This is a genomic window from Pseudomonas sp. UBA6323 (genome assembly GCF_002439135.1).
Classification (GTDB): Bacteria; Pseudomonadota; Gammaproteobacteria; order Pseudomonadales; family Pseudomonadaceae; genus Aquipseudomonas.
On sequence record NZ_DJSX01000009.1, the window covers coordinates 130,228 to 150,979 of the forward strand.

The 20,752-nt window shown below is 62.9% G+C and carries 27 protein-coding genes; 12 read left to right on the top strand and 15 right to left on the bottom strand.

What is annotated here, in order from left to right:
* Window positions 1-181 precede the first annotated feature (181 nt).
* Window positions 182-1,705, top strand: coding sequence for a fumarate hydratase (locus B3P22_RS02585; RefSeq protein WP_197856182.1), 1,524 nt, complete (start codon window positions 182-184; stop codon window positions 1,703-1,705).
* 66 nt (window positions 1,706-1,771) lie between these two features.
* Here the strand turns inward: B3P22_RS02585 and dsdA are convergent, their stop codons facing one another.
* Entirely contained in the window at window positions 1,772-3,121 is a 1,350-nt protein-coding gene (gene dsdA / locus B3P22_RS02590; protein ID WP_296269732.1) for a D-serine ammonia-lyase, read from the bottom strand.
* A gap of 142 nt (window positions 3,122-3,263) precedes the next feature.
* On the opposite strand from dsdA, the gene B3P22_RS02595 reads away from it, so the two are divergent.
* A complete protein-coding gene (locus tag B3P22_RS02595; RefSeq protein ID WP_296269733.1) occupies window positions 3,264-3,938 on the top strand; it encodes a DUF1028 domain-containing protein in 675 nt (224 codons plus the stop codon).
* On the opposite strand, the gene zapE is transcribed toward B3P22_RS02595, so the two are convergent.
* The 3 genes from zapE to B3P22_RS02610 are packed head-to-tail and all read right to left on the bottom strand — an operon-like array spanning window position 3,935 to window position 6,536.
* Window positions 3,935-5,068, bottom strand: coding sequence for a cell division protein ZapE (zapE, locus tag B3P22_RS02600; protein ID WP_296269734.1), 1,134 nt, complete (start codon window positions 5,066-5,068; stop codon window positions 3,935-3,937). The genes B3P22_RS02595 and zapE overlap by 4 nt on opposite strands.
* Window positions 5,065-5,949 (bottom strand): carbon-nitrogen hydrolase family protein, encoded by an 885-nt coding sequence (locus B3P22_RS02605; RefSeq protein ID WP_296269735.1) that lies wholly within the window; start codon window positions 5,947-5,949, stop codon window positions 5,065-5,067. The genes zapE and B3P22_RS02605 overlap by 4 nt, the downstream gene beginning before the upstream one ends.
* Window positions 5,946-6,536 (bottom strand): GNAT family N-acetyltransferase, encoded by a 591-nt coding sequence (locus B3P22_RS02610; protein ID WP_296269736.1) that lies wholly within the window; start codon window positions 6,534-6,536, stop codon window positions 5,946-5,948. The genes B3P22_RS02605 and B3P22_RS02610 overlap by 4 nt, the downstream gene beginning before the upstream one ends.
* A gap of 112 nt (window positions 6,537-6,648) precedes the next feature.
* Between B3P22_RS02610 and B3P22_RS02615 the strand changes: the two genes are divergently transcribed.
* The gene (locus B3P22_RS02615; protein ID WP_197856188.1) at window positions 6,649-7,047 is read left to right on the top strand and encodes a nuclear transport factor 2 family protein; all 399 of its coding nucleotides are present in this window, start codon (window positions 6,649-6,651) and stop codon (window positions 7,045-7,047) included.
* 230 nt (window positions 7,048-7,277) lie between these two features.
* On the opposite strand, the gene B3P22_RS02620 is transcribed toward B3P22_RS02615, so the two are convergent.
* The 8 genes from B3P22_RS02620 to B3P22_RS02655 all read right to left on the bottom strand — a co-directional run bounded on the left by B3P22_RS02620 (window position 7,278) and on the right by B3P22_RS02655 (window position 13,017).
* Window positions 7,278-7,580 carry a ribbon-helix-helix domain-containing protein gene (locus B3P22_RS02620; RefSeq protein ID WP_296269737.1) on the bottom strand — a complete coding sequence of 101 codons (303 nt, stop codon included), beginning with the start codon at window positions 7,578-7,580 and terminating at the stop codon, window positions 7,278-7,280.
* Window positions 7,581-7,862: 282 nt separating this feature from the next.
* A complete protein-coding gene (locus B3P22_RS02625) occupies window positions 7,863-8,447 on the bottom strand; it encodes a DJ-1/PfpI family protein (RefSeq protein WP_296269761.1) in 585 nt (194 codons plus the stop codon).
* Window positions 8,448-8,726: 279 nt separating this feature from the next.
* Complete coding sequence (locus B3P22_RS02630) at window positions 8,727-9,638, bottom strand: SDR family oxidoreductase (RefSeq protein ID WP_296269738.1); 912 nt, start codon at window positions 9,636-9,638, stop codon at window positions 8,727-8,729.
* 111 nt (window positions 9,639-9,749) lie between these two features.
* Entirely contained in the window at window positions 9,750-10,076 is a 327-nt protein-coding gene (locus B3P22_RS02635) for a hypothetical protein (protein ID WP_275545854.1), read from the bottom strand.
* A 96-nt stretch (window positions 10,077-10,172) separates the two neighbouring features.
* Complete coding sequence (locus tag B3P22_RS02640) at window positions 10,173-10,703, bottom strand: DUF1569 domain-containing protein (RefSeq protein WP_296269739.1); 531 nt, start codon at window positions 10,701-10,703, stop codon at window positions 10,173-10,175.
* The gene (locus tag B3P22_RS02645) at window positions 10,696-11,589 is read right to left on the bottom strand and encodes an alpha/beta fold hydrolase (protein WP_296269740.1); all 894 of its coding nucleotides are present in this window, start codon (window positions 11,587-11,589) and stop codon (window positions 10,696-10,698) included. Before B3P22_RS02645 ends, B3P22_RS02640 begins: the two co-directional genes overlap by 8 nt.
* Window positions 11,586-12,362 carry a class II aldolase/adducin family protein gene (locus B3P22_RS02650; protein WP_296269741.1) on the bottom strand — a complete coding sequence of 259 codons (777 nt, stop codon included), beginning with the start codon at window positions 12,360-12,362 and terminating at the stop codon, window positions 11,586-11,588. The genes B3P22_RS02645 and B3P22_RS02650 overlap by 4 nt, the downstream gene beginning before the upstream one ends.
* A gap of 205 nt (window positions 12,363-12,567) precedes the next feature.
* Window positions 12,568-13,017: a flavodoxin gene (locus B3P22_RS02655; RefSeq protein ID WP_296269742.1), complete on the bottom strand. Its 450-nt coding sequence runs from the start codon at window positions 13,015-13,017 to the stop codon at window positions 12,568-12,570.
* Between the two features lie 102 nt (window positions 13,018-13,119).
* On the opposite strand from B3P22_RS02655, the gene B3P22_RS02660 reads away from it, so the two are divergent.
* Both B3P22_RS02660 and B3P22_RS02665 read left to right on the top strand, forming a co-directional pair.
* Entirely contained in the window at window positions 13,120-13,566 is a 447-nt protein-coding gene (locus tag B3P22_RS02660; RefSeq protein ID WP_296269743.1) for a PAS domain-containing protein, read from the top strand.
* 67 nt (window positions 13,567-13,633) lie between these two features.
* Entirely contained in the window at window positions 13,634-14,242 is a 609-nt protein-coding gene (locus B3P22_RS02665; RefSeq protein ID WP_197856196.1) for a PilZ domain-containing protein, read from the top strand.
* Between the two features lie 22 nt (window positions 14,243-14,264).
* Here the strand turns inward: B3P22_RS02665 and B3P22_RS02670 are convergent, their stop codons facing one another.
* On the bottom strand, window positions 14,265-15,218 hold the full coding sequence (locus B3P22_RS02670; RefSeq protein WP_296269744.1) for a MerR family transcriptional regulator: 954 nt from the start codon (window positions 15,216-15,218) through the stop codon (window positions 14,265-14,267).
* A 407-nt stretch (window positions 15,219-15,625) separates the two neighbouring features.
* Between B3P22_RS02670 and B3P22_RS02675 the strand changes: the two genes are divergently transcribed.
* The 7 genes from B3P22_RS02675 (at window position 15,626) to B3P22_RS02705 (ending at window position 19,627) form a co-directional block, all read left to right on the top strand.
* On the top strand, window positions 15,626-16,192 hold the full coding sequence (locus B3P22_RS02675; RefSeq protein WP_275545858.1) for an antibiotic biosynthesis monooxygenase: 567 nt from the start codon (window positions 15,626-15,628) through the stop codon (window positions 16,190-16,192).
* A 315-nt stretch (window positions 16,193-16,507) separates the two neighbouring features.
* Window positions 16,508-17,218, top strand: coding sequence for a dihydromonapterin reductase (folM, locus tag B3P22_RS02680; RefSeq protein WP_197856199.1), 711 nt, complete (start codon window positions 16,508-16,510; stop codon window positions 17,216-17,218).
* Between the two features lie 22 nt (window positions 17,219-17,240).
* Window positions 17,241-17,801 (top strand): GTP cyclohydrolase I FolE, encoded by a 561-nt coding sequence (gene folE, locus B3P22_RS02685; protein ID WP_197856200.1) that lies wholly within the window; start codon window positions 17,241-17,243, stop codon window positions 17,799-17,801.
* The gene (folX, locus tag B3P22_RS02690) at window positions 17,801-18,172 is read left to right on the top strand and encodes a dihydroneopterin triphosphate 2'-epimerase (RefSeq protein WP_024309111.1); all 372 of its coding nucleotides are present in this window, start codon (window positions 17,801-17,803) and stop codon (window positions 18,170-18,172) included. The genes folE and folX overlap by 1 nt, the downstream gene beginning before the upstream one ends.
* 75 nt (window positions 18,173-18,247) lie before the next feature.
* Window positions 18,248-18,541: a DUF1244 domain-containing protein gene (locus B3P22_RS02695; RefSeq protein WP_296269745.1), complete on the top strand. Its 294-nt coding sequence runs from the start codon at window positions 18,248-18,250 to the stop codon at window positions 18,539-18,541.
* Window positions 18,538-18,879, top strand: coding sequence for a HopJ type III effector protein (locus tag B3P22_RS02700; protein WP_296269746.1), 342 nt, complete (start codon window positions 18,538-18,540; stop codon window positions 18,877-18,879). Before B3P22_RS02695 ends, B3P22_RS02700 begins: the two co-directional genes overlap by 4 nt.
* Window positions 18,880-19,039: 160 nt before the next feature.
* A complete protein-coding gene (locus B3P22_RS02705; protein WP_296269747.1) occupies window positions 19,040-19,627 on the top strand; it encodes a putative glycolipid-binding domain-containing protein in 588 nt (195 codons plus the stop codon).
* 8 nt (window positions 19,628-19,635) lie between these two features.
* On the opposite strand, the gene B3P22_RS02710 is transcribed toward B3P22_RS02705, so the two are convergent.
* Both B3P22_RS02710 and B3P22_RS02715 read right to left on the bottom strand, forming a co-directional pair.
* The gene (locus B3P22_RS02710; RefSeq protein WP_296269748.1) at window positions 19,636-19,965 is read right to left on the bottom strand and encodes an AzlD domain-containing protein; all 330 of its coding nucleotides are present in this window, start codon (window positions 19,963-19,965) and stop codon (window positions 19,636-19,638) included.
* Complete coding sequence (locus B3P22_RS02715) at window positions 19,965-20,675, bottom strand: AzlC family ABC transporter permease (protein ID WP_275545861.1); 711 nt, start codon at window positions 20,673-20,675, stop codon at window positions 19,965-19,967. The genes B3P22_RS02710 and B3P22_RS02715 overlap by 1 nt, the downstream gene beginning before the upstream one ends.
* Window positions 20,676-20,752: the final 77 nt, after the last annotated feature.

Consider the following 20,752-nt stretch of genomic DNA (forward strand, 5'->3'; position numbering starts at 1 on the left):
ACTGTGCCCTATCCGACCGGCGCGGTATACTGCCGCGCCTTTTTTGTTGCTGCCCTGCATGGCGGCCACCTAAGCAGACCGTCGGGGCGACGTGAAAACCGCTCCCGACAGTTTTTCGCCGTTGCGCCGGCTCGTTGTCCGGCGCTTCCTTGTAGATGTTCCCTGATAGAGGAGCGCCCCAATGACCGTGATCAAGCAGGACGACCTGATTCAGAGCGTTGCCGACGCACTGCAGTTCATCTCTTATTACCACCCCGTCGACTTCATCCAGGCCATGCACGAGGCCTACCTGAAGGAAGAATCGCCGGCCGCCAAGGACTCCATGGCGCAGATCCTGATCAACTCGCGCATGTGTGCCACCGGCCACCGCCCGATCTGCCAGGACACCGGCATCGTCACCGTATTCGTCAAGGTCGGCATGGACGTGCGCTGGGACGGCGCCACCATGAGCGTCGACGACATGATCAACGAGGGCGTACGCCGCGCCTACAACCTGCCGGAAAACGTCCTGCGCGCCTCGATCCTGGCCGACCCGGCCGGTGCCCGCAAGAACACCAAGGACAACACCCCGGCGGTGATTCACTACTCGCTGGTGCCCGGTGACAAGGTGGAAGTGGACGTCGCGGCCAAGGGCGGCGGCTCCGAGAACAAGTCGAAGATGGCCATGCTCAACCCGTCCGACTCGATCGTCGACTGGGTCCTGAAGACCGTGCCTACCATGGGCGCCGGCTGGTGCCCGCCAGGCATGCTAGGCATCGGCATCGGCGGCACCGCCGAGAAGGCTGCGGTGATGGCCAAGGAAGTGCTGATGGAGCACATCGACATCCACGAACTGCAGGCCCGCGGCCCGCAGAACCGCATCGAGGAGCTGCGTCTGGAGCTGTTCGAGAAGGTCAACCAGCTGGGCATCGGCGCCCAGGGTCTGGGCGGCCTGACCACCGTGCTCGACGTGAAGATCATGGATTACCCGACCCATGCCGCGTCCTTGCCGGTGTGCATGATCCCCAACTGCGCAGCCACCCGCCACGCCCACTTCGTGCTCGACGGCTCCGGCCCGGCCGAGCTGGAAGCGCCGGATCTGGACGCCTACCCGGAAATCGTCTGGGAAGCCGGCCCGAGCGCGCGCCGCGTCAACCTCGACACCCTGACCCCGGAAGAAGTGCAGAGCTGGAAGCCGGGCGAGACCGTGCTGCTCAACGGCAAGATGCTTACTGGCCGCGACGCCGCGCACAAGCGCATGGTCGACATGCTGAACAAGGGCGAGCAACTGCCGGTGGACCTCAAAGGCCGCTTCATCTACTACGTCGGCCCGGTCGATCCGGTCGGTGATGAAGTGGTTGGCCCGGCTGGCCCGACCACGGCCACGCGGATGGACAAGTTCACCCGTCAGATCCTCGAGCAGACCGGCCTGCTGGGCATGATCGGCAAGTCCGAGCGTGGCCCGATCGCGATCGACGCGATCAAGGACAACAAGGCCGTGTACCTGATGGCCGTCGGCGGCGCCGCCTACCTGGTGGCCCAGGCGATCAAGAAGTCCAAGGTGCTGGCGTTCGAAGAGCTCGGTATGGAAGCCATCTACGAGTTCGAAGTCAAAGACATGCCGGTGACCGTTGCGGTCGACACCAACGGCGAGTCCGTACACATCACCGGCCCGGCGATCTGGAACAAGAAGATCGCCGAAAGCCTGGCGGTGGAAGTGAAGTAAGCAGCTGCAAGCGACCAGCTTCTAGCTGCAAGGAGAAGCCCGGCCAAGTGCCGGGCTTCTGCGTTTTCAGGCGCCCTGCAACAGCTGCCGACCCCGCGCCAGGTAGCTGTCCATTTCAGCCTGCGGCACCATGCTGCCGCCCGTTGCCCAGACCAGATGCGTCGCCTGCGCCATGCGCTGCGGTGTCAGACCCATGCGCTGGCGGTAGCCCTGCTGCTCGCCGAGCACGTGCAACACACCCGGCATACCGGCCAGGGCCGAAGGCTCCAGACGCTGGCCCTCGGTCTGCTCCAGCAACGCCAGGTAGCGGAACAGTTGCTCGTCGCCGACCGTGTAGTAACCATCGATCAGACGTTGCATGGCGCGGCCGACGAAACCCGATGGTCGCCCCACCGCCAGGCCATCAGCCGCGGTGCGGTTGTCGATACCGAAATCCTGCACCGCCAGCTCTTCATGCCGGCCGGTATGCACGCCGAGCAGCATGCACGGCGAATGCGTCGGCTCGGCGAACAGACAGTGCACTGCATCGCCGAACGCCAGCTTAAGACCGAAGGCCACGCCTCCCGGCCCACCACCGACGCCACAGGGCAGATGGACGAACAGCGGATGCTCGGCATCGACCACGACACCGGTAGCAGCCAGTTGCTGCTTGAGACGTTCGCCGGCCACCGCATAGCCGAGAAACAGGTGCCTGGAATTCTCGTCATCGACGAAGTGGCAGCGCGGGTCGGCCTCGGCCTGCTGCCGCCCCTGCTCCACGGCGACGCTGTAATCGCTGGCGTACTCGACCACCGTCACGCCATGGGCGCGCAGCTTGTCCTTCTTCCACTGGCGGGCATCGGCGGACATATGCACGGTGGCCTGGAAGCCCAGGCGCGCACTGATGATGCCGATGGACAACCCGAGGTTGCCGGTGGAGCCGACGGCGACCTGATAGCCGCCGAAGAAGGCGCGCATCGCATCGCTGTCGAGGCAGGCGTAATCGTCGTCGAGGTCGAGCAGCCCGGCCGCCAGCGCCAAGTCCTCGGCATGCTTGAGCACCTCGTAGATGCCGCCACGGGCCTTGATCGAACCGGAGATGGGCAGATGGCTGTCGCGTTTGAGCCACAACGCGCCGATTTCCTCTTCGGCCTCTTCACGCAGCAGCGCCTGCATTTTCGGCAGGTGAACTACGTCCGACTCGATAATGCCGGCGCTGGCGGCCGTCTGCGGGAAAACCCGGGCCAGGTAGGGCGCGAAGCGCTCGAGGCGCGCGCGGGCATCAGCTACATCCGCAGCGCTCAAACCGACATCGCCCAGCGCCTCGGCAACGGGCGCCACGGCCGGATTGAACCAACTGGTTTCGCGCAGGGCGATCAGCTCGTCGAGCAGCGGAAACTGCGCGCGCCATTGCGCGAGCGACTGGCCAAGGATCATGCGGCATTCCTCATAGCGGGCAGTGAACAGTGCGCATTAGACGACGCCCGGGCTGATCTGGCAAAGGCCGCAGCAGCGGCCAGCCAAGCGGAACGATAACGGCCTGGTGATGGCCTAAGCTGAAAATCGACCAGGAGTCGCCATGACCTTTTCCATCATCGCCCGTTGCCCGCGCAGCGGTCAGTTCGGCGTCGCTGCAGCCACCGCCATGCCCGCCGTCGGCAAACTGCTCAGCCACGCCGCAGCCGGTGCCGGCGCGGTGGCGACTCAGGCGCAGGTCAACCCCTATCTGGGCCTGGACGGCCTGGCCCTGCTGCGCCAGGGGTTTTCGGCACAGCAAGCGCTGCAGCGACTCAAAGGAACCGATCCCTGCATGGAACTGCGCCAGTGCGCGTTGATCGACGCCCAGGGCGACAGCGCCTGCTGGACCGGCGAAAAGTGCATTCCCTGGGCTGGCTCGCTGAGCGGCGAGCAGTTCTCCGTACAGGGCAACCGCCTGGTCGGCCCGCAGGTACTCGACGCCGTCGCCGAAGCTTTTCACCAAGCCGAGGAACGTCCGCTGATCGAGCGCCTGATCGAGGCGCTGGCGGCCGGTGACCGTTGCGGTGGCGACCGGCACGGCGAATCCTCGGCAGTGATCTACGTGGTCGATCAGGAGGAGTATCCGCTGTGGGACATCCGCGTCGACCATCACCTTGATCCGGTGGCCGAGCTGCGCCGCCTGCATGACGTGTTCGCCCGTGAAGTGCTGCCGGAGATTCTCGCCATGCCGACCCGTGACAACCCGGCCGGCAAGGCGGCGGAAGACTCGGTCTAGGCGCCCGCCCGCTTGGCAGGAGCGCCAAAACGCTCCAGCTGCATCTCGCGCAAACGGCTCAGCGTGCGACGAAAGGCAAAGTCGAGGTAGCCCTGGGTGTACAGCTCAGCCAGCACCACCTCGGCTTCGATATACAGCGGCACGCGGCGGTCGTAGCACTCGTCGACCAGGGCGATGAAGCGGCGTACCGAATCGTCGTTGCGCGACAGCGCGGGCAGCTGTCGATCCCCGGCGTCGACGCGCTCGGCAGCGTCCTCGGTACCACGGGCGATGCGTCCCTCGCGTTGCTCGCCGCCCAGGCGCGGCACTTCGCCGAGCAGAATGACCGGGAAGCGCTCGCATAGCTCGATAAAATCGGGTGCCGCCAGCGGCTGTTCACACAGATCGGTGAAGCGACACCACAGCGCCGTCGGGCTATGGCCGAGAGCCAAGACACGGCGGTGAGCCAACTCGACCGGCTCGCCGCTGATGGTTTGCCCCTCACTCAGACGAGTGAACAGCTCACCCAACGCCTGCGGCTGCTGCACCCAGTAGCGTTGCACCTCGGCACCGGGATGCAGGCGATGATCCTGCTCGCCGTCCACGGCCACCACCTGCATATGCGCCTCGAGCGCGGCGATTGCCGGCAGGAAGCGCTCGCGGTTGTAGCCCTCGGCGTAGAGCTGATCCGGCGGCTGGTTGGAGGTCGCCACCAGCACCACGTCCTGCTCCACAACCAGACTGAGCAGGCGGCCGAGCAACATGGCGTCACCGATGTCGCTGACGAACAGCTCGTCGAAGCACAGCACGCGCACTTCGCGCCCCAACTCTTCGGCCAGCAGGCGCAGCGGATCGGCATTGCCGGTGAGTTGGAACTGCCGACGGTGCACCCACTGCATGAAATGATGAAAATGCTGCCGCCGCGCCGGTACGCGCAGGCTGTTGTAGAAGCTGTCCATCAGCCAGGTCTTGCCGCGCCCCACCGGCCCCCAGAGGTATACGCCGAGCGGGCGTTCACCACGATGCACAGCCTCATGGCAGTGCTGTAGCGCCTCAACCGCTCGACGCTGTGCGGCATCGGCGATGAAACCGCCCGCCAGCGCCCGTTCGTAGGCGGCCAGCGGCGAATCCGGTGTCTGCGGGGCGTTCACCGCAGCACCAGCCGGCCGCCTTCGAACTGCCGCGGCCAGTCGCGCCGGGTGAAAACCTGACCCTGCTCGCGCACGCGGCGCACCTCGGCCAGATCCAGCTCGGCGATCAGCCAGTGGCTGCGCGTGGGGCACAGTTCCTCGCTCTCTGCGATCACCCCATTGGCCGGCATGCCGTAGTCCGACGGCACGTACAGCGCGGCGCGGCCGACGTTCTCGTCCAGCGCCGGCGACCAGGGCGCCAGGCCAACCGTAGGCGACTGCAACACGGCGATCTGGTTTTCCAGGGCACGGGCCAGGGAACCGATGCGTACGCGATAAAAGCCTGCCTCGGTATCGGTGCAGCTGGGCGCCAGGATCAGGTCGACCCCGGCCTCGGCCAGGGTGCGCGCCAGCAGCGGGAATTCGTTGTCGTAGCAGATCAGGATGCCCAGCTTGCCCAGCGGCGTGTCGAACACCTTGAGGCCGCTGCCTGCCGCGATCTGCCACTGTTCCAGCTCGAAGCGGGTCATCATCAGCTTGTCCTGGCTACCCAGGCAGCCGTCCGGGCCGAACAGCCAGGCACGGTTGCGGTAGACGCCGTCGTCATCCAGCACCGCCACCGAACCGGGTTGCAGATGGACCTTAAGCCGGCGCGCCAGGCTCTCGCACAATTGCAGCCAGCGCGGCAGCAGCGCCTGGATGCCGGCGATGGAGCCGTGCAGGTCGCTGCGCTCAGCTTCCGGTAACTGCCCGGTCAGCACCAGGCCGGCGTATTCCGGCAGCAAGAGCAGCTCGGCGCCCCGCCCGGCCGCGTCCTCGCATAGCGTGGTCAGGTGTTCGGCGTAGGCGTCCCAACTCGTCAGCAGGTCGATGTGATATTGGCAGGCGGCAACCTTGATCATGAAGTGAGTTCCTTCAACCAGAACGACATGGGCTTGGCCGATTCCTCGGCTTCATCCAGGTCGCGCCAGTGGTATTGAGTGTGCAATTCGGGATGATGGCGATACCCGCGACGCGCCCAGAAGGCGTCCAGCGGCTGATAGTCCGAGGGCCGGCGCGGGTGATCGGCCGGGCGCTGCACGGCGCAGAAGGTGCACCAGTCGAAGCGGCTCAATTTACGCGCATGTGCTTCGCGCTCGGCGAAGAAGCGTACGCCCAGGCCACGCCCGCGCCAGCCCGGCAATACCACCGACTCGGCGCAGTAGAAGATGCGCGCGGGATCCCAGCCTGCCGAGAGGAAAGGCTGCTGGAACTCCGGCGTTTCATCAGCCAGTGGCAGCGCCGTGGATGCGCCGACCACCCGGCCCTCGTCACGCACCAGCACGCACAGGCTGTCGGCGCTGCGCACATAAGTGTCGAGGTACTCGGCCTCATAATCGAGGCTGCCGTCGTAGAGGTAGGGGAATTCGCGGAAGACGGTGATCCGCAAATGCGCCAGGTCTTCGATATGGGGCGCTATCTGCGGCCCCTGGAGCAATTCGATGTCCATCTGCAGTCGTTCGCCAGCAGCAAGGTGACGCCGGCGGCTATGCCAGCAAGAAAGCGCGAACTTATCATGCGTGCCAACCCACCACTAACCACGCTACGAAAGGAACTTAGCCATGACCGCCACCGAACTGGTTCAGGCCTACTACGCCGCCTTCAACGCCGGCGACATGCCCGCCTTCCTCGACCTGCTGGCCGAGGACGTGGTGCACGACATCAACCAGGGCGAGCGCCAAGTTGGCAAGGCCACCTTCGCTGCCTTCATGGACAAGATGAACCGCTGCTACCGCGAGCGCCTGGCCGACATCGTGGTCATGCAGAACGCCGAAGGCACCCGCGCCGCCGCCGAATTCGTGGTGCACGGCGAGTACCTGGCCGACGACGAAGGCCTGCCCCCGGCCAACGGCCAGACCTACGTGTTGCCGGCCGGCGCTTTCTTCGAAATCAGGAATGGCAAGGTCGCGCGCATCAGCAATTACTACAACCTCAATGATTGGGTTGCGCAGGTCGGCTGACTACAACGAGGCCCGGCGGGCCAAGGTATAGGCATAGCCAATTACCGAAATAGAGACAATCCGTTTTATCAATCGAAGCGCTTCTCCGATCATGCACGCCTGTTCACCAGCCCTACAGGAGTAACCTCGAATGAGCCTGATCAAGCGCTTCTTCCAGCCAGCCCAATCGGTCCAGCAGGCAGCAACGCCTAGCGCACAGGAGCACCCGAATTTCTGGATGTACCAGTGATTCAACCGGCCGCGCCGATCACCCGCAGCGGCACCTGACGCCCGGCCTTCTGCGCCAGGTAACGGGTGCAGCTGACGCGCAGGAACGAGGCGAAGTTGACCACTTCGCCGCGAAAGTCCATGACCTCCTCGTACAGTTTGGCGATCAGCTGGTTGGTAGTCATGCCGTCGACTTCGGCGATCTCACGCAGGATGTCCCAGAACTGGTTCTCCAAGCGCAGGGTGGTCACCACGCCGCGGATGCGCAACGAACGCGAGCGCGACTCATAGAGAATGGGATCGGCCTTTACATAGAGCTCGCACATCCGCTTTATCTCCTCACTAGCCTCGTAGCCCGGATGCAATCCGGGGACTGCCGACAAGGCTGCGACCCAGGATTGCATCCGGGCTACTTTGGTTAACAGTCCATTGAAAAACATAGGTGAGGCAGCCAGTGCAATACCGATTGCGGCCCCGCAAAAACAGGCGAAAAAAGCACTGGGCCCGCACTCGGGTTTACGAGCTGTAAATGAGCATTTTGATCGGACTCGCGCACGAGCCTGTTTTTAACGCTGCAATGGCAACGCAGGTAGTTTTTCAACGGCCTGTTAAAGGCGAATCTCTGTGCCCAGCACCTTGAGAAACGCCGCCAGCCAGGCCGGGTGCGCTGGCCAGGCCGGCGCAGTGACCAGCTTGCCCTGCACATGCGCCTGATCCACCGCAATGTCCACGTACTTGCCACCGGCCAATGTCACTTCCGGCGCACAGGCAGGATAGGCGCTGCATTCGCGCCCTTCCAGCACACCGGCCGCCGCCAACAGCTGGGCACCGTGGCAGACGGCAGCGATGGGTTTGTCAGCCGTGGCGAACGCCTTCACCAATGCCACGACCTCACCATTGAGGCGCAGATATTCCGGCGCGCGGCCACCGGGAATGACCAGGGCGTCGTAATCCTCTGCGCGCACCTTGGCGAAATCGAAGTTCAGCGCGAAATTGTGCCCCGGCTTCTCGCTGTAGGTCTGGTCGCCCTCGAAATCGTGGATGGCGGTGCGCACCGTCTGCCCGGTGACCTTATCCGGACAGACCGCGTGCACGGTATGGCCGATCATCTGCAGCGCCTGGAACGGCACCATGGTTTCGTAATCCTCGGCGTAGTCGCCGACCAGCATGAGAATCTTCTTGGCAGCCATGATCGTCTCCTGAAGGTAGGTGGAACGAACGCCATTATTCGCTCCTGCTTCTTCCGACAGGTAACAGCCGGGTACTACTGCACTGCACGCCGTCGCTTCGGCGACCAGCCTGAACGACGGAAGGCCTGGTAAGAATTGCAGCAGCCGGATGAAAGGCCGCAACCAGAGCCATAGGCCAGTCGCGTTCAACCACTCCCGTTCGAGGGCGCGGCCAGGCTCAGAAAAACTGCTGCAATGAAAAAGGCCGACATCGCTGTCGGCCTTCTTCACCCCGCTTATCGCTCAGAGCGCATATTTTTGCAGGTTCGCCATCATTTCCTTGAGCGCCTCGACGTTATCCGCAGGGTGCGCAGCGCCTTCGAAATCGCAGATGCGCTGCCACTGGGCCGCGATGTCCTCGGGGCTGAAACCAGCCTGGGGATCGAAGCCGGCGCCCAGGCTGCGCTCCCAACGCACCTTGCCGACCCAGCCGCCGCCAACCTCGAACAGGCCGCCGGTGTCCTGGCAGGTCGCACTGCCGAGATAAACCACCAGCGGGCTGACCAGCTCAGGCTTGAGCTGCTCGAACACCTGCGGCGGGATCAGGCCCTCGGTCATGCGCGTGGCGCCAGTTGGTGCGATGGCGTTGACCAGGATGTTGTTCTTGCGGCCCTCGATGGCCAGGGTGCGAGTCAGGCCGTAAACGCCGAGCTTGGCCATGCCGTAGTTGCTCTGGCCAAAATTGCCGTAAATTCCGGAGGTGGACGAGGTGAAGATCACGCGGCCGAAGTTCTGTTCGCGCAAATAGGGCCAGGCGGCGTGGGTGGTCTTGTAGGCGCCTTCGACATGAACCTTGTAGACAAGGTCCCAGTCGGCGTCTTCCATCTTGTGAAAGCTCTTGTCGCGCAGGATGCCGGCATTGTTGACCAGCACATCGATACGACCGAAATGATCAAGCGCGGTCTGTACGATCTTGTCGCCATCGGTGACCGAATCGTGGTTGGCCACAGCAGTGCCGCCGAAGGCGCGAATCTCTTCAACTACTTTGTCGGCAGCGGAGGCATTGGCGCCTTCACCGTGCGTGCTACCACCCAGATCATTGACCACCACCTTGGCGCCATGGCGGGCGAACAATAGTGCATGGGCTCGGCCCAGGCCACCGCCAGCACCAGTGACTATGACCACTTGATCTTCGAAACGGATGGCATCGCTCATCGACAGCTTCCTCGGGCAGGTTGTGAATGCCCCGAGTGTCAGGCAGCCCCGCGTGCTTCACAAGGCGCGCGGGGCCCCTGAATGACGGCCGATAATGCGACCTTATACGCGTTAGCTACCGGAGCCAGAGCCCGAGCCACCGCCGGTCCCGGAACCACCCGTGCCAGTGCCGGAACCACCGGTCCCAGTGCCGCCAGTGCCGGTACCATTACCCGAGCCGCCACCGCTACCGCCGGGGTTGCCATCGGTGTTGGGACCCTGAACCGGAGGGATGCCTTCGCCATCATCCGCCGGGTTCATCGGGTTGGTGTCCCCAGGAGTCATGGGCGTGGTCGGCCCCGGAGTATCCGGAGTATCGGCCTCGCCGGCCGCGAAGGCAGGCAGTGTCATTGTGCCCAGAATCCCGCTCAACAGCAGTGCAGATAACTTCTTGTTCATGAGTAACCTCGACTTTTCTGTGAGTGACACAGTTACTGAGTCACTCACCGTTGCGTAGGTTCGACAAAAATTATCGCAGCTGCAGCCCGGCCCATTTCACGCCAGACGAATCAGGCTCAGGTGGTTGTACAAATGCAGTACGTGCGCTTGGGCATATTCGCCGTGCTCCAGCGCGCCATAGGCGAAGTGAGGCTGCAGCGCGCCCTGATGCGCGGCGAAACGCGCAAAGGCCGCCTGCAGCCGCTGCAGAGCCAGTGCCTGGCTGGCCGGCTCGCTCAGATCGGCAGCGCCGGGAATGGCCTCGTCCAGGGGATGGCGCATGGCGCCGCGGGCGCTGAACACGGCGAAAGCGGCAGGTCCCAGACTGTGGCGAAACCAGGCCGGCTTCAATTCGGGATAGCCGTCGATGGAGTAATCGATGCTCTGCGCACAATGATTGAACACCTCGCTCGGGCTCCAGCCGCTGACGCTATGCAGTGCCCTGCCCTGCAGATCCGCCAGTACCCGACGCGCCCCATCCAGGCTGACAGCGGCAGGCCGCGGGCCAGTTGGTAATGCCCAGTAACCGGCGCCGAGCACGGCAGCTCCGCTTACTGCTGCGCCTTTGAGCAGGGTACGTCTACGCATGCAAGCTCCTTGCGTGGCGAAACTCAAGATAATGTTCGAGCACCGCAGCCGGGGCTTCGATTTGCGGATAGTGGCCGATGCCATCGAGCAGCACGGTATCGGCGTCTGCGATCAGCTCGCGGTAGCGCGCCACCATGTGCGCGCCTGAAATCGGGTCGAAGGCGCCATCGATCACCCGCATCGGCACTGCAGTGGCCTGCATCGCCGTGACCCAGCGCTGCCGCTGCAGACGCCGTTCGGGCATGTAGCGAATCAGGCGATGCATGACGGCCGGGCCGTTGTTGTGCTTCACCAGTTGCCACAGCGCATCCAGCTCGACGTCGCTGGCCTGGGTCTGCGGACCGAAGATGCGGGCGAAACTCTGCGCCAGCTTGCGCCGCGAGAACACTCTGCCGAGCAACGGCCCAAGCGGCCCGAGCAGCAATTTCTGCACACGCACCGGATGATGCGTTTCGGGGAACAGACCGCCATTGAGGAACACGCAACTGGCCAGTTGCAGGTGTCCGTCCTGATCCCGGGCGATCAGTTCCTGGGCCACGCTGTCGCCATAATCGTGGGCCAGCACGTGCACCGGTCGCCGTTCACCGATATGGGCCAGCAGCGCCTGCTGCAGGTCGGCCTGCTCCAACAGACTGTAGGGATGACCGCGCGGCTTGGCCGAATAGCCGAAGCCGAGCATGTCGCAGGCGATCAGCCGATAACGCGCAGCCAGCGGCGCCCACAGGCGGTGCCAGTCCCAGCTGGCGCTGGGAAAGCCATGAATCAGCAGCAGCGGCTCGGCTTCGGCGTCACCGGCAAGCCAGTAACGGATGGCGTGGCCGCGAAAGTCCAGCGTCTGGCCCTGTGCGCGCCACTGCTCCAGGGCGATGCCCGGCAGCTCGCTCACTGGTCGTAACCCGGCATCTGCTGGTCCAGCTTGCGCAGCAGCGCCGGCCAGGGCAGCGAACCGCCCATGCCCTGCGGCGTTTTCATCACGCCGGCGATCATCGTCCGCGCACCATCGAGAATCTGCTGCGGAATATGGATCAGCTCGGCGCCGCCGCTCTGTGCCATGACCTGGATCTCGCAGGCCCTCTGCAGGATGAACATGCCGAGGAAGGCATCGGCGATACCGCCAAAAGCGGTGAGCAGGCCGTGGTTGGGCAGGATCATGAAGTTCTTGTCGCCCAGGTCGGCCTGCAGCCGCGCCTTCTCGTCATGGTTCAGCGCCACCCCCTCGTAGCCGTGATAGGCCAGGCTGGCGAGGACGAACAGCGACTGCTGCGACAACGGCAGCAGGCCCTGCTTCTGCGCCGACACGGCGATGCCCGCCGGGGTGTGGATGTGCAGCACGCAGCCCACGTCGTGGCGCACCTCGTGCACCGCGCTATGGATGGTGTAACCGGCAGGATTGATGTCGAACGGGCTGTCCATCAGCTTGCTGCCCGCCAGATCGACCTTGACCAGGCTGGATGCGGTGATCTCGTGGAACATCAGGCCATAGGGATTGATGAGGAAATCCTCGGTCCCCGGTACCTTGGCGGAAATATGGGTGAAGATCAGGTCATCCCAGCCATAGAGCGCGATCAGCCTGTAGCAGGCGGCGAGATCGACGCGCGTGCGCCATTCGGCTTCGGAGACCTGATTTTTCACGGCAGGGAGTTTCAGCGGAGCATTCACGGCGGCACCTCGATGTTCTTGTTGATCGGTGGTGTCCGCAGTCTAGCCATGCGTCTGCATGGCGGTAGTTGCCGTGGCAGCCATGTTGATGGCTTTGCGGGTCAAAGCGCCCATGTACCCTGGGGCGATAAGGGCTTATTCGCTGCCCTTATCGATCAATCAAGCCTGCCCTGCTGCGGCCAGCAATGACGCGTGCGCCGGCAGATCAGGCCTTCAGGACCGCCGCGAAAGCTTGCAGCCAGGGCTCGGCGTCGGTTTCCGGGGTGACGGTTTCGCTGGAGTCCAGACGCAGCATTTCGACCACTTCGCGCAGGCCCAACTCGGCATAGAGTTCGCGGATCAGTTCACCACCGCCGCAGAACGAGTCGTAGCTGGAGTCGCCCAGCGCCAACACCGCCCCCGGCTTGCCAGCCCAGGCCGGGAGGCGGTCGCGGATCTCGCTGTACAACGGCAGCAGATTGTCCGGCAGCTCGCCCATGCCGGTAGTGGAAGTGACGGTAAGAAAGGCGTCCGGGGCGAAGGCCAGCAGCTCATCGAGGCTCATGTCCGCTTTGTACCAGGCTTCCAGCCCGGCGGTCTTGAGTTGACGTTCGGCGTGGCGTGCGACTTCCTCGGCCGTACCGTAGACCGAACCCGAGACGATGGCGACTTTCATGAAAACTCCAGAAACAGGAAAAACGCCGCACATTATGCAGCAAGTGGAAAGCCCGACCCGATGTTTTAGAATGCAGCGCATATCCATCGCGGAATCGGACCCATGATCAATGCCAAGCTGCTGCAACTGGTAGTCGACGCCTCCAACGATGGGATCGTGGTGGCCGAGCAAGAGGGCGAGGACAATATTCTGATCTACGCCAACGCGGCGTTCGAACGCCTCACCGGCTACTCCTGTGACGATATTCTTTATCAGGATTGCCGCTTCCTGCAGTCCGGAGATCGCGCCCAGATCGGCTTGCAGGCCATTCGCGATGCAGTCAAGGCGAGCAAACCCTGCCGCCAGATCATTCGCAACTACCGCAGGGATGGCAGCGCCTTCTGGAACGAGCTGTCGATCACGCCGGTACTCAACGAAAGCGATCAACTGACCTATTACATCGGCATTCAGAAAGACGTTACCGAACAGGTCGAAGCCAGGCAGCGCGTGCGCGAACTCGAGACCGAAGTGGCCAGGCTGAAGGCTGAATTGACGCTTCTGAAAAGCTGACGAACGGGCAAAACTATCGTCCATAACGGCAGTCAAAGAGGTTTACCCTCCTTGCAGTATCAATTCCATGCAAAGCGACCCGCTGCTGACCCAGGACGAGCTGGACTTCATCCAGCAGACTCTCTCCACGCCTCCGCATGCGCGACGCCCGAGCGTAGCGCCGCAACTGGCGCTGGGCGAGCGACTCAGTGAATTGCTGAGCCGGCTGGGCGATGAAGAGCACCTGAGCCTGGATACTCACAGCGACAATCAACACCTCAGCTTCCCGCTACGCCTCATTCAGGATGAACAGAGCCATTCACGCCTGGAGCTGGGTGCGCCTTTGATCTTCGAGCAGGGGGTGAGCGAGCGGCCTTGGCGTCTGGTCCTGCCCACAGCGCTAGCGTTACTGGACAGCAGAGAGCGGCCCAGCGGCCTGCAAGCGCTGGAGCTGTCCAATAGCGGAATGTTGGTGGAATACCGCAAGGCTGGCACACCGGCCAAGGATCAGCTGCTGCAATTGCTGTTGCCTCAGGAGCAGCGTGTTCAACTGCGCGCCCGACTGGTCAGACGTGTCAGCAAAACGCGCTACGCCTACAGCCTGCAGACGCTGCATGCCGAAGACGAGCAGACCTTGCGCCAATACCTGTTCGATCGGCACAGTGAGCAGCAACTGCACACTGTAACCGTCGACTGAAATCCCGATGGTGCAGGCCGTCTCAGGTATCCAGACGGCCCGCGAGGTACTGCTGCAAACGACGCTGCATCAGGCGGCCCTCGTTACCCAGGCAGGCGATGGGCGAGCCAGCGAGGCTCTCCTCGGCCAGATCGGCACTGTCACCGGCAAGCGCCACCGGACACTCCAGGCTGAGCGCCAGGCGTACAAGCTGCCGCGGCAATTCCTCACCTGGCGGTTGATTACTGAAGAACACCAACGCCTGCGGGCGCATGCGCTCGCAAACCAGAGTCAGATCGGTCATCGGCACACCTGGCCCCATCACCGTGACCTCGATGTCCTGACTGCCGAGGAGCAAGGCCGCGACCAGTAATTCGAGTTCACGGCAGTGGCTGGGTAGCGCCACCAGCAGCACCCGTTCGCGGGACTCGCCTCGGCTTAATTGCAGGCGTTGCCAGCAACGCCCACGCAGGAAACCATCGAGCAGCAACCACTCGGCGCGCTGGCCTACCTCGTCCTGACGCAGCAGCAACTCCTGCCAGATCGGCATGAGAATGTCCTGAAAGACCACCGGCAGCGGGTAACAGGAAAAGATCTGCCCATACAGACGCTCGAGGCGGGCCTCGTCGAAGTTCTGCAGCGCGCTGCGCAGCTGATCCTGCCACTGACTCCAGTCGTCACTGCTGACATCGTCGTAAGCCGGAGCGGCAACACTGCGACTGCTGGCGCGCTTGGCCAGAATCGAGCCGACCTTGCTGACCGCAACCCCGCGCTCGATCCAGGCCAGGATGCTGCGTACCGCGTCGATGTCGGCCTGCGAATAGAGGCGATGGCCGCTGTCTGTCCGCGTCGGCTGGATCAGGCCGTAACGCCGCTCCCAGGCACGCAGGGTGACCGGGTTGACGCCGGTAAGGCGCGATACCTCGCGAATGGGGAACAACTCTTCCTGCTTCAAAGCACTGGACGCAAGCGATGTGACGGAGGCGAATTCAGGCATGGCTTCGGGCATCACGGCAATGAATTAAGCGGTCATTGTAACTTAGCATCGGAAAACTGACATTGTGCAAAAATTATACAAGATGAGCCAATGCATAATTGTTCTGTCCTTAGAGCTGTTATTACCATGACAACCGCCCACCCTGTCGATTCGCTAGGCGTCTGATCGCACCAGCTTTCTGGAAATAACGGCCGCCTGCCTCCATCTGGCGCATCCCCGCACCCCGACGGGGCGGCGCACTGCCACAACGACATCCTGTGCGCAGCGACGCTCGCCATCGGGAGGGGCTGGCTAATTTTCATGGAACGGGAATAATCCTTGCTGCACTTTTCATCGAGCACACCACCCCGTGTTTGATCGTGCCGACACCACACCCGGCTGACGGCAAATATTCGAGGAGATACACAATGTCCCCCGTTACCCTAATGGTGGCGCGCCGCGTCGCCAATGGCCGTTATCACGACTTCATCGCCTGGCTGCGTGAAGGCGAGCACCTGGCCACCGACTTTCCCGGCTATCTCGGCTCCGGAGTATTGGCACCGCCTGCCGGCGACGACGAATTCCAGATCGTTTTCCGTTTCAGCGACGAACAGACCATGGCTTCCTGGGAGCATTCCGCTTCGCGCCAGGCCTGGCTCCAGCGCGGCGCTGGGCTCTTCGCTCAACCCCAGGAAAAGCGCGCGGTGGGTCTCGACGCCTGGTTCGGCAGCGCCCACCGCCAGCCACCACGCTGGAAGCAGAGCGTAGCGATCTGGCTGGCGTTCTTTCCGGTTTCTCTGGCCTTCAACCTGCTGTTCGGCCCCTGGCTCGCCGATCTGTCACTGACCATGCGTGTGTTGTTGTCGACACTGGCCCTGACGCCACTGATGACCTACCTGTTCATTCCGCTTTCCACTCGCCTGCTCGAACCCTGGTTACAAGGCAACTACCCGCAACGCCTGAGCAAACGAGCCGCCAGCATCGGCAAATCCTGAATGTGCTTTGTCCCTATCGGCCAGCCTCGAGCTGGCCGATTTGATTTGTATAAGCCAGCAAAACCTATACAAAAATAAAACTCGTATAAGCGAGGTACAAAAACGCCCCACTCTAGACTCCGTGATAAAAAGCCTTGTAACTCAGCAAAATAGGCAAAATCGTCAAGCTTGATAGCAAAACCACATGACGCCCATGGTTGTACAACCTGCAGCTCTGGTATAGCTTTACCTTCGGCCTGGTGAATGCCGCCTGCCACTGGTCAGGTATCCCGAGGCGGTACGAACCAGGCCTTCATTCAAATCTGCGAGTCGTACATGAGCGCTGCCAGCTTCCCCATCCTGATCACCGGCGCCGGCCAGAGGGTTGGCCTGTACTGCGCCGAGCGCCTGCTCGACGAAGGCCAGTCGGTCATCGTCAGCTACCGTCAGGAGCGCGACAGCATCGGCCGACTGCGTGAGCGCGGCGCAATTGCTCTGCAGGCCGACTTCAGCGATGAAGTGGGGATTCTCGCCTTCATCGACAGCCTCAAGGCGCAGTGCAGCGGCCTGCGCGCGATCGTGCACAACGCCTCGCAATGGCTGGCCGAAATGCCGGGCGATGAAGCCGAAGCCTTCCGCCAGCTGTTCAGCGTGCACATGCTTGCCCCTTACCTGATCAACCTGCATTGCAGCGACCTGTTGCTGCAGTCGGAATACGCCGACATCGTTCACGTCAGCGACGACGTGGTACGCAAGGGCAGCGCCAATCGCCCCGCATACTGCGCCAGTAAGGCCGGCCTGGAGAGCCTGACGCTGTCTTTCGCCGCGCGCCTGGCTCCACGTATCAAGGTCAACGCCATCGCCCCGGCGTTGCTGATGTTCAACGAAGGCGATGACGAGGCCTACCGAACCAGGGCCCTGGCCAAATCAGCGCTGGGCATAGAACCCGGCCCGCAGGCCTTCTACCAGAGTTTGCGCTATCTGCTGGACAACCCCTACGTAACCGGAACCACCCTTACCCTCAACGGCGGCCGCCACCTCAAGTGAGGCGACTGCCCAGGACACTGCCATGAGCGAACCCCTATCCCAGCAATACCGCGAAATCATCAAGGGCCTCGGTGAAAACCCGGAGCGCGAGGGCCTGCTCGACACCCCGAAGCGGGCCGCCAAGGCCATGCAGTACCTTTGCCATGGCTATCAGCAGTCGCTGGAGGAGATCGTGGGCAGCGCGCTGTTCGAGTCCGACAATGACGAGATGGTGATCGTCAAGGACATCGAGCTGTACTCGCTGTGCGAGCACCACCTGCTGCCCTTCATCGGCAAGGCGCATGTCGCCTACATCCCCACCGGCAAGGTGCTCGGGCTGTCGAAAGTAGCGCGCATCGTCGACATGTACGCACGTCGCCTGCAGATCCAGGAGAACCTGACCAAACAGATTGCCGACGCGATTCAGCGCGTGACCAACGCTGCCGGTGTCGCCGTGGTGATCGAGGCCAAGCATATGTGCATGATGATGCGCGGCGTGGAGAAGCAGAACTCGGTGATGAGCAGCTCGGTGATGCTTGGCGCGTTCCGCGAGTCCTGCAACACTCGCCATGAATTTCTGCAATTGATCGGACGGAACAACTAATGCCGCGACTGGAACCCGGAATGGCGCGCATCCGCGTCAAGGACCTGCGCCTGCGCACCTACATCGGCATCAAGGAAGAGGAGATCAACAACAAGCAGGACGTGCTGATCAACCTGACCATCCTCTATCCGGCGGTCGACGCCGTGCAGGTCAACGACATCGAGCACGCCCTGAACTACCGCACCATCACCAAGGCGATCATCGCCCACGTGGAGGGCAACCGTTTCGCCTTGCTCGAACGCCTGACTCAGGAAATTCTTGACCTGGTCATGGCTCACCAGGCTGTGCGTTATGCCGAAGTCGAAGTGGACAAGCCGCACGCTCTGCGTTTCGCCGAGTCGGTATCCATCACCCTCGCTGGCCACCGCTGACTGCTTCCATCTGGCGGCTTGTCGCTCCCCGGCGACGCTCTTATCATCGCCGCCATCATCCCCGGAGAGCCCACCATGACCGAGCAAGAACGCCTCGAACTGGAAGCTGCAGCCTTTCGCGCCCTGGTCCAGCACCTGCGCACGCGCCCCGATGTGCAGAATATCGACTTGATGAACCTGGCCGGTTTCTGCCGCAACTGCCTGTCGAAATGGTACAAGGCCGCCGCCGATGACCTCGGCGTCGACGTCAGCGCCGATCAGGCCCGCGAGACCGTGTACGGCATGCCCTATGCCGACTGGAAGGCCAAGTATCAGAAAGAAGCGTCGGCCGAACAGCAGGCCGCATTTGCCAAAGGAAAGCATCAATGACCGCTCTGAACGAACTGCGTAGCCGCCTGCAGCAGGACGATTACGCCTTCAGTGAAACTCTGGCCTTCGTTGCCGAGCACTACGACTATCAGCCCAGCGCCTTTCGCAATGGCGACGTAGATAACGCTGCGGGGCAGAACGAAGGCTCCTGCAAGACCCTGGGCCTGGCGCTGCTGGAAGGTTTGAGCAAGGACGAGGCGCTACGCGCCTTTGGCGAACACTACCGCAGCGTAGTGGCCACACCGCAGGGCAGCGATCACGGCAACATTCGTGCACTGATGGCCCACGGCCTGGAAGGCGTAAAGTTCGAGTCGCAAGCGCTCAAGCGCAAAGCCTGAATCGGTAGCGCAAAAATTTGCATTCTTGTCGGCAAAAGCTGACAGACATCACACTGACATCGCTTTATGCTGCGCGCCTACAATTCATCGAACACGAGGGAACGTGTTCCGCGCGCAGTCGCCCTTCCCTCCTGTTTCGCATCCGGCATGGAGTCGAGCGATGCAGCAGACCTTGGTATGGAAGCCCAGGCACACCCCCGGCGTGGAAACGCTCCGCCTGAATCAGGATGCCCATGGCATTCACGCCACCAGCCACCTCATGCAGGTCATCAGGGGCAACAGCATCGCTGCCAACTACCTGATCGACTGCGACGCACGCTGGCGCTTCCGCCGCCTCTGGCTCAAGGTCGACAACCACGGCCAACGCAAGCTTTCCCTGGAGCGAGACCTGCGCGGCAATTGGCTGCTCAATGGCGAGCTGCGCCCCGAATTGCAGCGATGCCAGCACGTCATGCTGTCCGCCTCGCCCTTCACCCACACGCCCTTGCTACAACGTAGCGCCCTGGAAACCGGGCAAAGCGACGAGATGCAGGTCGCCTACATCGATCTCGTCAACCTCAAGGTGGAGCCGCGCCAGCAACGCTACCAGTGCCTGCACCGCCGCCCTGGGGAAAACCTCTATCGCAGCCAGGCCGAAAACCAGGCGCAGGAAGAGTTGAGCGTCGACGACCAGGTGCTGCTGCTCAACGCCAACGAACATTATTTGCGCCTGAACCCGCGTGAGCTGAAAGTCAGCACTCTGGTCTGACAAGCGCCCTAGATCGGCAACTGACCGAACGCCCAACGCAACAGGAAGAACACCAGCAGCCCACCGCCAATGGTCGCCAGCAAGTGCCGCGTGAACGCGGCGATGGCGATGGCGGCGACGCCCGCCAGCAGGTAGGCGTTGTTCCAGGTCAGCGCCCAGTGCTGCCCGTCAGGCTGCAGCATGCCGGGCACCACGATGGCCGTGAGCACGGCCGTTGGTACATAGTGCAGTCCCTGCCTGACCAGAGGAGGAAACCGCAGGTCAGGGAAGGCGAACAGGCTGTAGCGGGTTACGAAGGTGATCGCCAGCATGCCCAGGATCAGCAACCAGATATCCATCAGACCAACTCTCCCTGCAGCGCCGGCTTGCGCCGCTCCAACCAGACGCCGACGACGATGCCGCTGGCCGCAGCAGCCATCAGGCCGAGCTTGTACGGCAAGGCATGGCAGGCCAGCGCCACGGCGCCCGCGACCAGGGCCGCAGCCACCTGCGGCCGGTTGCGCAGCATGGGTACGACGATGCCGATGAACGTCGCCAGCATGGCGAAGTCCAGCCCCCACTCGCCGATGTTCGGCACTGCCTGGCCAAACAGCACACCCACCAGCGTGCACAGCTGCCAGTTGCAGTACATGGCCAATGCCGCGCCGAAAAAATACCAATGGCGATAGGTATCCTGGTCGCTACGCGCATAGCGCTGTACCACCACCGCATAGGCCTCGTCGGTCAGGCCGAAGGCCAGCGGCACGCGCCAGCGCTTGGGCAAGTGGCGCACGTGGGGCTGCATGCTGGCGCTGTACAGGGCATGACGCAGATTGACCACGAAGGTGGTCAGCAGCACCACGGCGATGCCGGCGCCACCGGCCAGCAGGCTGATGGCGATGAACTGTGCGGAACCGGCGAATACCAGGGCGGACATGCCCAGGGTTTGCCAGGGATCGAGCCCGGCGGCGCCAGCCAGACTGCCGAAGATGATGCCGAAGGGAATGGCGCCGAGCAGCATCGGCAGCATATCGCGGGCGCCTTGAGTGAATTCGTGATGACGGGACATGGAACCTCCTTGGGCAGCCGAGCTTAACCGGGCCACCGAAGCAGGTCTTGAACGTTCTTGCGCAGAATGGTGCGACC